This window comes from Pseudoalteromonas sp. QJM3NY_22 (assembly GCF_056173065.1).
In genome coordinates, this window is record NZ_CM149655.1 from 3,651,316 (window position 1) to 3,663,619 (window position 12,304).

At 39.8% G+C, this 12,304-nt stretch carries 9 protein-coding genes and 3 pseudogenes; 6 read left to right on the forward strand and 6 right to left on the reverse strand.

Going from position 1 to position 12,304, the window contains the following annotated elements; translation table 11 throughout:
• Positions 1 to 113: 113 nt before the first annotated feature.
• Together AC0VZ4_RS16895 and AC0VZ4_RS16900 are read right to left on the reverse strand one after the other, a co-directional pair.
• Positions 114 to 2,123, reverse strand: a complete 2,010-nt coding sequence (locus tag AC0VZ4_RS16895) for an alpha-amylase (protein WP_475440232.1) — start codon at positions 2,121 to 2,123, stop codon at positions 114 to 116.
• Positions 2,124 to 2,296: 173 nt separating this feature from the next.
• Positions 2,297 to 2,995, reverse strand: coding sequence for a tRNA1(Val) (adenine(37)-N6)-methyltransferase (locus AC0VZ4_RS16900; RefSeq protein ID WP_475440233.1), 699 nt, complete (start codon positions 2,993 to 2,995; stop codon positions 2,297 to 2,299).
• A 75-nt stretch (positions 2,996 to 3,070) separates the two neighbouring features.
• Between AC0VZ4_RS16900 and srmB the strand changes: the two genes are divergently transcribed.
• The 4 genes and pseudogenes from srmB (at position 3,071) to AC0VZ4_RS16920 (ending at position 7,265) form a co-directional block, all read left to right on the forward strand.
• Positions 3,071 to 4,297: an ATP-dependent RNA helicase SrmB gene (gene srmB, locus AC0VZ4_RS16905; RefSeq protein ID WP_007376476.1), complete on the forward strand. Its 1,227-nt coding sequence runs from the start codon at positions 3,071 to 3,073 to the stop codon at positions 4,295 to 4,297.
• A 272-nt stretch (positions 4,298 to 4,569) separates the two neighbouring features.
• Positions 4,570 to 4,728: pseudogene (locus AC0VZ4_RS16910) on the forward strand (BON domain-containing protein); the annotation flags it as partial.
• 98 nt (positions 4,729 to 4,826) lie between these two features.
• Positions 4,827 to 6,086, forward strand: a complete 1,260-nt coding sequence (locus AC0VZ4_RS16915) for an IS256 family transposase (RefSeq protein WP_475439694.1) — start codon at positions 4,827 to 4,829, stop codon at positions 6,084 to 6,086.
• A 144-nt stretch (positions 6,087 to 6,230) separates the two neighbouring features.
• Positions 6,231 to 7,265 (forward strand): IS110 family RNA-guided transposase, encoded by a 1,035-nt coding sequence (locus tag AC0VZ4_RS16920; RefSeq protein WP_475440234.1) that lies wholly within the window; start codon positions 6,231 to 6,233, stop codon positions 7,263 to 7,265.
• Positions 7,266 to 7,650: 385 nt separating this feature from the next.
• Here the strand turns inward: AC0VZ4_RS16920 and AC0VZ4_RS16925 are convergent, their stop codons facing one another.
• Positions 7,651 to 8,064, reverse strand: a complete 414-nt coding sequence (locus AC0VZ4_RS16925) for a hypothetical protein (protein WP_475440235.1) — start codon at positions 8,062 to 8,064, stop codon at positions 7,651 to 7,653.
• Positions 8,065 to 8,259: 195 nt separating this feature from the next.
• A complete protein-coding gene (locus AC0VZ4_RS16930) occupies positions 8,260 to 9,216 on the reverse strand; it encodes a mechanosensitive ion channel family protein (protein ID WP_475440236.1) in 957 nt (318 codons plus the stop codon).
• A gap of 109 nt (positions 9,217 to 9,325) precedes the next feature.
• On the opposite strand from AC0VZ4_RS16930, the pseudogene AC0VZ4_RS16935 reads away from it, so the two are divergent.
• Positions 9,326 to 9,919: pseudogene (locus AC0VZ4_RS16935) on the forward strand (IS5 family transposase); the annotation flags it as partial.
• Positions 9,920 to 9,948: 29 nt separating this feature from the next.
• On the opposite strand, the gene AC0VZ4_RS16940 reads toward AC0VZ4_RS16935, so the two are convergent.
• A complete protein-coding gene (locus AC0VZ4_RS16940; protein ID WP_475439755.1) occupies positions 9,949 to 11,046 on the reverse strand; it encodes an ISAs1-like element ISPsesp1 family transposase in 1,098 nt (365 codons plus the stop codon).
• Between the two features lie 76 nt (positions 11,047 to 11,122).
• Between AC0VZ4_RS16940 and AC0VZ4_RS16945 the strand changes: the two are divergent.
• A pseudogene (locus AC0VZ4_RS16945) lies at positions 11,123 to 11,287 on the forward strand (IS5/IS1182 family transposase); the annotation flags it as partial.
• A gap of 115 nt (positions 11,288 to 11,402) precedes the next feature.
• On the opposite strand, the gene yaaA reads toward AC0VZ4_RS16945, so the two are convergent.
• The gene (gene yaaA, locus AC0VZ4_RS16950) at positions 11,403 to 12,182 is read right to left on the reverse strand and encodes a peroxide stress protein YaaA (protein WP_033040403.1); all 780 of its coding nucleotides are present in this window, start codon (positions 12,180 to 12,182) and stop codon (positions 11,403 to 11,405) included.
• Positions 12,183 to 12,304 lie beyond the last annotated feature (122 nt).

Sequence of the window (12,304 nt, forward strand, 5' to 3'; positions counted from 1 at the left end):
TGAATCATAATAGGTGATTTATAAACACACTATGAAAGAACAGTACCTAAAAAACCTAAACTAATAATCATTAGCTTAGGCTTAGGTTCAAATATAGGCTTTTTATTTATTTTTTAAAAACTACGAATGGCTGCACTTGAGTTATTAAACTCAAATTTATTAATTTTTCCGCATTGCGCCATATGATTAGTGCTTGTATAAGGTGTATTGTTTTGAGCAATAGCAGTCTCCCATCCTTGGCCGTTTTTAATGAATGCTTTTAGTTCAAACCATCCATTAACCGCTTTACTGCAATCCATATCTACATCAAGCATCCAATAGTGTTCGCCCCATATATTTAAAGATGTCACACCAAAACCATCTGTGTTTACCGTTTTTTCAGCGCCCCAACCTGCTGGCCAAACATTCGCTGTCCAGTCGGTCGCAGAACCTTCTGCCTCGCTACTTTGCCCATTTTCTATGCCATACCAATCAAGGTAGTTATCATTTGCTTTCCAAGGGCTTGTTGTCACGTTTTTTAAATTATTATGACGAATAGGCATTGCACACTCAAAATTACTTGTTTGGCAATTTCGACCCAGATTTGCGTTTGCATAAGCGTGATCTACACCACCGCGCAAAAACATATCTTGTCCACTTTGCGTTTGTGCATTAATAAAAATAACCGTGCGTTGCCAGTCACTCCCTGTATTTGGCACAGAGCTTGTATTTAACTTGGCATTTTTATGAATTGCCATTGCATCCCAAGCACCAATATTGAGATTAATAGTACCGTCGGAATTAACCGTTATAACCTCGCCACTACAACTTTTAGCATCAGCCGACAACTCGCCTTTTAGCACATTACAGTATTGCCCAGGCGCCATGTCTGTTTGCACCGTTGCAATGAGTGTTGAGTCTTCTTTGTTAATAGCCATATGACCCGAGCTACCTCGACCAAATGATATTTGATTATTCGTGTTATCCCACCAATTTGTTACTGCCCAATTGTCGGCGGTGTTATTTCTAAAATCGACCCCGCCTGCAATATATGACCAGCGATGCTCACACTTCCAATTACTAGCAAAACACTCTAAGTTACCATTATTATGTACAGGTACGTTTGGCCCACCAGCATCTGTATCACCATGAAAATCATAACTCGACATTACTTTTGGATAACCGTACGGATAAGCCAACATAAATACATTGGCTAAGTCATATAAGCGGCCATCCTCAAAGGTAATTACATTACCAGCGCCGCCATGACCACGTTGATTATCGTGATTATCTACAAAAACCACCGCAGAAGAGCTAGGCATAAAGCCCCACCCTTCGCCAAAATTACTCAGCCATGCAAGCGAGCCGTTTCTAAAAGTATTACCAAGCTCAGTGCTATATTTAAATTCAGTTACTAAACCAGTGCTTAAATATTCAGAGGCGCCAACAGCCTCTCCACCTTGATCAATCACTTCTTGAAAAACCACTGGCGAGCCATTTACTTTGGCCATTAAACTTTGGATATCGCTTGCGGCAACATGTTTAGAAGCATCAAAACGAAAGCCTTTTACGCCAATAACTTGTAAGTCGTTAATATATGCTGCAATGGTATTTTGCACATAGTTTGAAGCGGTATCTAAATCGGCAAGTCCAACGAGTTCACAATTTTGTACTCGGTAGCGATCGTTGCCATAATCAGAGCTATTAATGGTACAACTTTCATGAAAATCTTGTGGGCTATAAATAGGAAAGCTTTTATTACCAAAACTATTACCCGCTGTGCCTGTGCCACTTCCTGCTGCCATATGGTTAATAAGCGTATCGACGTAAATATCAACCCCAGCTGCACTACAACGATTTACCATATCAATAAACTGTGCACGGTTACCGCCACGACTTTGCAGTTCATAACTTACAGGCTGATAGCGTGTCCACCATTGACTGCCTGTGATGTGTTCATTTGGGGGAGAAACCTGTACTGCAGCATAGCCTTTTGGTCCTAAATACTGTTCACATTCTTGCGCTACATCTTGCCAATTCCATTCAAACAAATGCACAAATGTGGTGGGCGTAGCTGTGGCAATACTCGGTAAGAGCAACCCTAGACTTAAACCTGCGGTGGTGATTATTTTATTGAGTTTCATAGTGTGTGATCCAATTGTTGAGCGAGCAAAACAACTACTCGATGTTATTTACAAGTGGTTAACACTAGGCTTATAGTTGATAAAATAAAAACTGAATACGTATGCATAACGGGTAAACTATCCTTTATTACTAAATAACCTTTATTACTAAATAACCTTCATTACAAAGTAACTTACATTTTTAAATAAAATGTTTTGCACAGAGCTATATAATCAGCAGTGTAGGTATTATCTAAGTTTCTAATACACAGGGTTGATAATTCTATATCGCTTTTTACGTAGCTAAATGCCATTAAACTGCGGCTAATATCTTTATTGGGCGTGGCTTTTACTTGGCAATGAGTATTTAAATAAAGCCCATTTTGAGTAGCAAGCTCAATAAATAATGCGCCTTCAACGCTTGGGAGTATTAAGTTAAAGCGAGAGCGACTATGGCTTAGACGTTTAAACGCATTTATTAACTCTTCAAAACTTAAGCCGTCGGTATGGCGCGCGGTATTACGCGCAGTATTCTCGCCTTTTAAACTGTGATTAAAATACGGCGGATTAGAAATAACCACGTCAAATTTAACTTCACTACTAAAGCTTTGAATAGTTTGGTGCTTAATACTTATTGTTGGCCACGGGCTATTAGCTATATTTTGTAATGCTTGGGTATGGGCGCTTTCGTCAATTTCTACCGCAGTTATATCAAGCTCATTACTGCGCTGCTTACACATTAATGCTAGTAAGCCGGTGCCTGTGCCTATATCAAGTAATGACTTTGCACCACTTAAATTAGCCCATGCGCCAAGCAAAATGCCATCGGTAGAAACTTTCATTGCACAGTGGTCGTGTTCAACTTTAAATTGTTTAAATACAAAACCAGACATTTTTTCACCTTTTCATTCACCAAGCGCAGCATAGCGCGTATAATCAGGGTAATTGTCCCTTATTTTAGACACTCTATGCAATTTTCTGAATTTGATCTTGATAACAAGCTACTCGATGCCATTAATAAAATGGGCTACGAGACGCCAACCAGCATTCAACAACAAGCTATTCCTGAAGCACTACAGGGGCGCGATATTTTAGCATCTGCTCCTACTGGTACAGGTAAAACAGCGGCATTTTTAATTCCGGCTATTCAGTACTTACTGGATTTCCCACGTCGTGACCCTGGTTTTGCGCGCGTCCTCGTTATGACCCCGACTCGTGAGTTGGCTTATCAAATTCATGAACAATGTGAACTACTAGCTAAACGCACACACCTAAAAATTGGTGTAGTAACGGGCGGTATTAACTACGGTACGCATAAAGAAATTTTCGAAAAAAATAACGATATTTTAATCGCCACACCAGGTCGATTAATGGAATACCTAGAAACCGAAAACTTTCATGCTGAACATGTAGAAATGCTTATTATTGATGAAGCAGATCGCATGTTAGATATGGGTTTCAAAAAAGAAATGAGCCGTATTTGTGACGAAGCTAAAAATCGTCGCCAATGTTTTTTATTCTCAGCAACACTTGAAGGTGACAGCGTAGAAAGGTTTGCTGAAAAAACATTAAACGACCCAGCTCTATTAGAAGCCGAATCGTCACGTAAAGAAAAAGCAAAAATTCATCAGTGGGTACATTTAGCCGACGATTATCATCACAAACTTGAATTATTAGTTAATACGCTAAAAAACCCTGACGTAACTAAAGCGATTGTGTTTGTTAAAACTCGCGAACGCTTAGAAACATTGATTGGCGAACTTACAACTAATGATGTAAAAGCGGCGTGGTTACGCGGCGAAATGCCACAAGACAAACGTATGAAAGCCATGGAAAACTTCCACAGTGGCAAAACAAGCATATTAGTTGCTACCGACGTAGCTGCACGTGGTATTGATGTATCTGACATCAGCCACGTTATTAACTTTGATATGCCGCGTACTGCCGACGTATATGTACACCGTATTGGTCGTACTGGCCGTGCTGGTAAAAAAGGGATAGCAATATCGCTAGTTGAAGCACACGATATTGGTATTTTATATAAAGTAGAGCGCTACGTTGAACAAAAATTAAAACGCCGTGTAATTAGAGGTGTTGAGCCACAGCATAAAGAAGCTAAGCCACCAGCTAAAAAGCGTAAAGATCCAGTAAAAATGAAAGCCAAGAAAAAGGCTAAGGTTAAAAAGAAAAAGTAACCTAAAACATTTTTATACTAAGCCGACTTTTGTCGGCTTTTTAATGCAAGCCTTGCAGGCTCTGCTGTTTGTACCTGTTACATATGTAACCCAAGCATGTAACTCATACTCATTTAAATGTAATTTTTGCCCACCTGAATTCCCACTTAATAAAATTCCCTTATATTTCATAGCGTTAATATTGGCACCGAAATTGTAACTACAAAGATAACCTAGCCGATGGAATTTCCATATTGTGGCTGCACTATTCACCGTAATGTAAGGATTAAGTTATGAACCGCTTCAAGTTAACTATCGCTTTAGTATCATTTTGTTGTTTATTTTTATTAGCTTGCGCTACAAAGGTAAGTGCAGCAACCAACATGGCCGTAGTAAGCAGTGTAGCCACTCAACCTAACTTACAACAAGCTATCACCAACACCCTACGAACTAGAGCTATAGTCGTTTCTGGTGTATGAGAAAAAGTCATTGCGATGTAATCTGTTAATTGATCTTGACCAGATCAACAATTAACCAGAGAGACATCGCAATGACTGAAAATGATAATGTTATTTCCATTGAAAAACCAGACAATCCGTTAGAGCAGTTGCTTAAAAGCGGGGCGCAGCAGTTGTTAGCTCAAGCGATTGAGGCTGAGTTGGCTGTTTTATTGGCTCAATACCAGCATGAGACCGTCGAGGGACTTCAGCGGATCGTCAAAAATGGTCACCAGCCTGAGCGTACGATCCAAACAGGCCTTGGTGATATTGAGGTCAAAATACCTAAAGTCAGGGATCGAAAAAAGGAAGGCATTAAATTCAATAGTGCCTTGATCCCGCCTTATCTGAAACGGACAAAAAATATCGAAGAGCTGATCCCATGGCTCTATTTACGAGGAATTTCGACGGGTGATATGCAGCCCGCTTTAGTGTCTCTTTTAGGCGAGCAAGCCAAAGGTTTGTCGGCCAATAGTGTCTCTCGGTTGAAATCCACCTGGGAAACGGAGTATCAGCAGTGGTCTAAACGTTCCTTGGCTAAACGTCGATATGTGTATATCTGGGCCGATGGGATTTACAGTAAAATTCGAATGGATGATAAGCTGTGCTTACTGGTAATTATGGGGGTAGATGAAACGGGCAGAAAGGAGCTATTGGCGGTGGTTGACGGGGTTCGTGAGTCTGAGCAGAGCTGGACTGAAGTGTTAAATCAACTGCGCTCACAGGGTCTAACAATACCACCAAAATTGGCCATAGGGGATGGTGCGCTGGGGTTTTGGAATGCCCTCACCAAAGTATGGCCAACAACCCAACATCAACGTTGCTGGGTGCATAAAATCGCGAATGTGCTAAACAAAGTGCCGAAATCAATGCAACCTAAAATCAAAGCGAATTTACAAGATATCTGGATGGCAGAGAGTCGAGCTTCTGCTTATAAAGCGTATGATTTATTTGTTAAAAATTACTCAGTCAAATACCCAAAAGCGACGGATTGCTTGATGAAGGATAAAGATGAAATGCTGGCATTTTATGATTATCCTGCTGAGCATTGGATGCACATAAGAACGAGTAATCCGATAGAGTCAACGTTTGCGACGGTAAGGCTGAGAACGCATAAAGTGAAGAGTTGTGGCAGCCGGACAACCACCTTAATGATGGTTTTTAAACTCGCGCAGTCGGCAGAGAAAAAATGGTACCGCTTGCGAGGGTTTAAGTTACTGGCTGAAGTAATTACAGGGGTAAAATTTAAAGACGGCGAAAGAATAACTCAAGATCAAACAGAGCATCAAGATGAGCTCATACACCAGATTTGACAATAACTCTTCATTAAATGCAGACTTGGTTATTTCAATTGTTGGTAAAAACCAAAAACCTTGGGTGATGAGATGGACGCTCCCCTAAACGGCGTCAATGCGCCAAACTGGTTAACTCACACTCAGTTAAAGGGAACGTCCATCATGAAAATTAGCACATTATCAATTGATTTGGCAAAAAATGTATTCCAAGTCGCTGGCTTTAATCATCATCACAAAAGAGAATGCAATAAACGCTTAAACAGACCTAAACTCAACGCCTTCATGGCAAATGCCCCACCGTGTCGCGTGGTGATGGAAGCCTGTTATTCTTCCCACTACTGGGGGAGAGTATTTACGCCTTACGGTCATACCGTTGACCTTATTCCTGCACAACACGTTACCCCCTTTGTTCGCGGCAATAAAAATGATAGTAACGATGCCCTTGCTATCTATGAAGCAAGCTTACGCCCTAATATTAAATTCGTTCCTATTAAAACCGAAGCTCAGCAAGAAATACTCATGCTCCATAAGATACGTGAGCGACTTCTGCAAAACAGGATTGCTGCAACCAACCAATTACGCGGTTTATTGGTCGATTTTGGGTATGTATTTCCTGTCGGTATTAAGGCGTTTCAGCAAGGGATAATTGCGTTAGAAAGTGATTCTGAGCTTCGCCCTCAGCTGCGCATTATGGTGAGTGATATTTACACTGAGTACAAAACCCTTGTTAAACGCATTAAAGCTATTGAAGCGATGCTTACTGCACACGTTGAACGGGATACAAACGCTAAAATACTTCACTCCATTCCTGGCGTGGGTGTACTCAATGCCTCTGCTTATGCAGCATCAATCGGGAACGGTCAGGCATTTAAGAGCGCAAAAGAACTCGGGGTGTGGCTAGGATTAACACCTAAACAATATGCGTCAGGCGATAAAAGTAAAATGTCTGGTATTACTAAGCGCGGCAACAGTTACCTACGAAAACAACTTATTCACGGTGCTCGCGCCCTTATCGCCAGAAGCCACCATAAAACAGATGCGCTAAGCCAGTGGATAAATCAATTACGCGAGAAAAAACACTTTAATTGTGTGGTGGTCGCCACCGCACACAGATTGGCTCGACTGATGTGGATATTGCTGACCAAGCAAACTCTCTACTCACCTCAGTTTGTGCAAAATACACAGAAGGATGCTTAATTATGCGTATTTTACACGCCAATCACACCCGAGTTTACGACTTAAGACAGCCTGGTTATGACATAGGTTTTAAAACCTGAGTGGGTGTTTGGGCACTTAAGTCGTAACATACACTTATCCTGTATGTACTTCACTTATAATGAAATAAAAAGCGCACGCTAACCAAGGTTAACCAGATAAAGACACGAGATTTAATCTCGCTTGGGTGAATATTTTTTAGGTCCCTTGGTACGAAGCTCATTAGGAGCATGGCGCATGATAACCATGACACCATAGCTCGAATATATGTCAGTACCTTTGCTTTTCAGCAAGCTTGTGACGCATCATTACTGTGATATGAGATACGTGATAATAGAATAAAGGCATCAATTTTGATGTTTATACATTAGCTCGTCTTGACTTCAAGGGAGCGTCCATATATGTCACCTGCAAAAACGGCTAAAAACTCACCATCGGGAGACCAACTAACAAAGTTACTTTCAGACTTTTCTCTAGCGCATAAAATACCATCCGATCTGCAAAATTCTCGTAACTGCTCTTTTACAATGTATACCGTTTTATTTGGTAGGGTAAGTGCGTTTATAGGGGTATCATTCTTATTAAGAAAAAGTATTTCAGCAGTATTGTCATCTACATTTAATTTATAGCTCAAACCATACTTAAAATTATGTTTTTCACTCGTACTCTGCTTATTACTTATTGATGTACACCCAAGCATGAAGCTTAATAAAGTAAGGGTTATGAACTGTAGTAATGCTACTTTACGCATTGATAAACTATTTAAATTAATAATGGTCATATTGTAATCACATTATCAGTTATGGCAAATAACACGGTTATCATAATAAACAAAAACCGATTAAATTTGGCTTACCCTGTTCAGGCTTAATAATTATTAAAAGCATGTACTAAAAAGCGCAATTTTACTCTGTAAAAATGCGCTGTTGGTAAGTAACTATTTCCCAATGCTTTTGGCTAATGTGTTTTAACTAAATTACTCACTTTGGCTAGATTCAGCACCGTTGCTACTATTTTTAGTTGATGACTGCGGGCTTATTTTATCGCTTATCATGGCATCGAGTTTCTCACCGCCCTTAATGCCAAAGTCGAGCGTACGAATTGGGAAAGGAATACTAATATCAGCTTCGTCGAGTGCCTGCTTAACGGCAACAACCCCTTTGTGGCGTACCGTCATAAAGTCAGGCTCGCCTGGGTATTTAATCCAAAACCATACCAGTAAGTTAATGCTGCTGTCGCCAAAACCTTCAGCGTATACGGCGGTTTCGTCTTTACGTATTACAAAGTTAAATTCATTTATTTTATCGGTAATAACTTGAGATGCTTTTTCTATGTCGTCGCCATACGAAATACCTACGGGTACTTCTATACGTCTTATACCTAGCGTGGTGTAATTTTTGAGTACATTTCTAAATAAGACTTTGTTTGGTACAAGTATTAGTTGCCCGTAAAAGCTCTCTATTAGCGTGTTACGTAGGTTTATTGAATGTATTGAACCAAACACATCATCGGTTTCTATTACATCACCTGTTTTAAATGGCTTGCGTACACCCATTGCTATACCTGCAATTAGGTTTTCGGTCATGTCTTGAAACGCAAAACCAATGGCCAAACCCACAATACCCGCACCAGCAAGTAGCGAAGTAACGGTGCCTTTTAGGCCAACAAAATCGAGCGCTATAAATAAACCTATGCACAACACAATAACTTTAAAAATTGATGCCATTAAATCGGCAATTTGTGTTGAGTCGAGAGAGCGGCGCAGTACGTTTTTCACCAGTTTGCCAGCAAAGCGCGCCAAAATTGAAAAAACAATAGCAATAACAATTGCCACTATAAAATTAGGAATATGGCTTATTACAACATCAAACCACCCTCCGAGCTTTTCTTCTATTAGTTTTTCGGCTTCGCCAACTGACGGAATGCTGATCATTTTATTTGCACCTATTTAGTTAGGGGCTGTTGATCTTTGTTTGAATTTTGTGCGTAAGCGGTAATCTCGTATAATTTACTTCGCCAAAAACAAACCTTACGAGATTACCATGCCCCGATTAATGCTCACTGATAAGTTGTGGTCGAAGCTAAAATCAATTTTGCTTGAAGATAGAGTTTATAACAAGCTTGAACACAGACAAACGATGGAAGGAATTTTATATCGCTTACGTGTTGGTTGCCCATGGCGTGACCTCCCTGAGTGTTTTGGTTTATGGAATACTATTTACCGCCGATTTCTACTTTGGTCTAAAAAAGGAATATTAATAAGGTTGTTCAAATCATTATCCGCCAATAGTGACACTGAGTGGGAATTCATTGATGGCAGTTATGTTAAAGCACATCAACACAGTACAGGTGCTGCGTCTCAACAAGAACAAGCGATAGCATTAAGTCGTGGCGGTAATACAAGTAAAATTCATTTAGCTGTTGATAGTTATGGCTTACCAATTGAATTTATTATTACAGGCGGCGATGTTCATGATAGTAAAGTGGCAAATGAACTGATTGAATTATTGCCCCAAGGCGATTTTGTTATCGCAGACAAAGGCTATGATAGTGAAGTCATTAGAAATAAGGTTCGAGAGAGAAACTCAAGCCCAGTGATCCCTAGAAAGAAAAACTCAAAAACAGGTAATGGTGATCAGGGCGCGAGCATACTTTGTTAAAAATGTTAACCAAAAAGAAGTTCTTCTCTAAAAGCATCATCATAACAAGCTCTTACACACTTACTTCTTATTGACCCCTTGCTTTTCGTATGCTGCTTTATCATGTTCCTAACGACGCGTCTAAATAGTGCCATATGTTGCGCACTTAATGGCTCATGTATTTGACAGGCATCTTCTTTAAATACGACATCCAGTATCCAGTGTTGCTGATTTTCTATCAGCCAATGTTGTCTTATTGCTTTACTTATCAATATATTGTCTGTCAACGATGTTAGGTAGTAATGTGTGTCAATACTCGTTCTATTACCCTTCGTTCGCTCTCGCTGCACCGCAACGATTGTTCTAACTGATGGCCAGCTCTCTTTAATTTCACTCGGTAATAAACGCGCATCAAGACAATCTATCGTGCGTACTTCTTTTCGCCCATGCCCTTCATCTTGTGTTACATGACTAAGTATCTCTGAGTTTTCAGATTCATACTGGTGTGTAAATGCATCTTGAATCGCGCTATAAAGTTTCTTTTGATTACCCTTTGCTTGCACTAGATAATCTGCATGTCTGCTAATTAGCTGTTTTAGCGTTTCTTTTTGGCAGTGCAAAGCATCAAGTGTAATGACGGTGTTATTGATATCGAGTATTTTCAATAAATCCCGAACTGCCGGTATTTCATTCGTCTTACTGCCAACTGTTTGGTGGAATAATGTGAGACCTGCTTCACAATCAAATGCTGAGACGAGATGTAATTTATCAGCAATGTGTTTACTTGCTCCGCGAATAGTTTTGCCATCGAAGGCAATGACAGGATGCGCTGACTTAACGCGGTTTTGATTGACCCAGCTATACATCGCGAGTAGTAATGAGTCAGTATCAACGGTTCTAAAAATCCGAGCAATACTATGTCGAGTGGGTATGCCATTTTTGAAAGAACGAAATCCTCTTAACCAATTAAGCTTACTTTCGCCATAGACTTCAATGTCTTGCCAGTTTTCACACCCTGATGTAACGGCAGTAATAATAAGAAAAAGCACATCAACTAAGTTATGGTGCTGATTTATATGTGAACGATTATCTTTGACGAGTTCTAAATGTGAGAAGAGTGACATAATAAGTTTAAGGTGATGAAATTTATGGTATTAGATCATAAAATTTGTTTATTTACAAAGTGTGATCCCGCCCTGTAATGGTGATATTGATTGGTGCTTATATAAATATAGGCATTTAGTTGAAAATGCCTTTGCAAGGCTAAAGCACTTCCGTGCTATAGCGACAAGGTACGATAAATTGAAATTACAGTTTGAGAGTATGTTAGCGCTGGCATGTGCAATGATTTGGCTACCAATGTGAAAGATCAACAGCCCCTAGTGTTCTCATTAATATTAGATGAGGTTGCAAATATAACGCCAACATCAAAAAAGCCATGCAATGCATGGCTTTTCAATTGTTTATTTAAGCTTATGACCTAATTTTGTTCGTCGCGCATAAATACCGGCTCAAGCTCTTTAACCGTTGCCTCAGGGCTAAAGTAATAACCCGCTACAGTAAACTCTTTAAGTTGGCTTAATTGCGTTACTTTATTTTCGATAATGTAGCGCGCCATCATGCCGCGTGCTTTTTTAGCGTAAAAGCTAATTACCTTGTATTGACCGTTTTTACAGTCTTTAAAGTGTGGGGTAATAATTTGTGCATTTAATGCTTTTTTATCTACCGCTTTAAAGTATTCGTTTGAAGCAAGGTTAACTAAGTATTGCGCGTCTTGTGCTTTTAATACTTCGTTTAGTTTGTTCGCTATTACGCTGCCCCAAAACTCGTATAAGTTTTTGCCACGTGAGTTTTCAAGCTTGGTGCCCATTTCAAGGCGATAAGCTTGCATTAAATCAAGTGGTTTTAATAAGCCGTATAAGCCAGAAAGGATACGTAAATGGTTTTGTGCGTAATCAAGCTCGCTAGCTTTAAGCGTGCTTGCATCTAAACCGCCGTATACATCACCATTAAAGGCAAGCACGGCTTGTTTAGCATTACTTTGTGTAAACGGCTGTGTCCACTCACTAAAGCGTGCTGCGTTAAGCCCAGATAGCTTATCGCTAATTTTCATTAAACTGCCAATTTGCGCTGGTGTTAGTTCACGGCATACTTTCATGAGCTCTTCGCTGTGCTCTAGTAATTCAGGCTGAGTGAACTTGTCTGTTGCGGGTGGCGTTTCGTAATCAAGATTTTTTGCAGGTGAAATAACAGTGATCATAGTTAGCTATTGACTTGTAATTTATTTAGTGTCAATTTCAACATTAAATGAAACGAAAAGCACGTTTTGTTTAAATAAATCCTCTCTTAATAACCCATGCATTACCGTTTTTTTATTGATCA

What these genes read in the sequence shown, in the direction of transcription:
- AC0VZ4_RS16895 (WP_475440232.1), bottom strand. Translation starts at nt 2,123, where the DNA reads ATGAAACTCAATAAAATAATCACCACCGCAGGTTTAAGTCTAGGGTTG.
- AC0VZ4_RS16900 (WP_475440233.1), bottom strand. Translation starts at nt 2,995, where the DNA reads ATGTCTGGTTTTGTATTTAAACAATTTAAAGTTGAACACGACCACTGT.
- srmB (WP_007376476.1), top strand. Translation starts at nt 3,071, where the DNA reads ATGCAATTTTCTGAATTTGATCTTGATAACAAGCTACTCGATGCCATT.
- AC0VZ4_RS16915 (WP_475439694.1), top strand. Translation starts at nt 4,827, where the DNA reads ATGACTGAAAATGATAATGTTATTTCCATTGAAAAACCAGACAATCCG.
- AC0VZ4_RS16920 (WP_475440234.1), top strand. Translation starts at nt 6,231, where the DNA reads ATGAAAATTAGCACATTATCAATTGATTTGGCAAAAAATGTATTCCAA.
- AC0VZ4_RS16925 (WP_475440235.1), bottom strand. Translation starts at nt 8,064, where the DNA reads ATGACCATTATTAATTTAAATAGTTTATCAATGCGTAAAGTAGCATTA.
- AC0VZ4_RS16930 (WP_475440236.1), bottom strand. Translation starts at nt 9,216, where the DNA reads ATGATCAGCATTCCGTCAGTTGGCGAAGCCGAAAAACTAATAGAAGAA.
- AC0VZ4_RS16940 (WP_475439755.1), bottom strand. Translation starts at nt 11,046, where the DNA reads ATGTCACTCTTCTCACATTTAGAACTCGTCAAAGATAATCGTTCACAT.
- yaaA (WP_033040403.1), bottom strand. Translation starts at nt 12,182, where the DNA reads ATGATCACTGTTATTTCACCTGCAAAAAATCTTGATTACGAAACGCCA.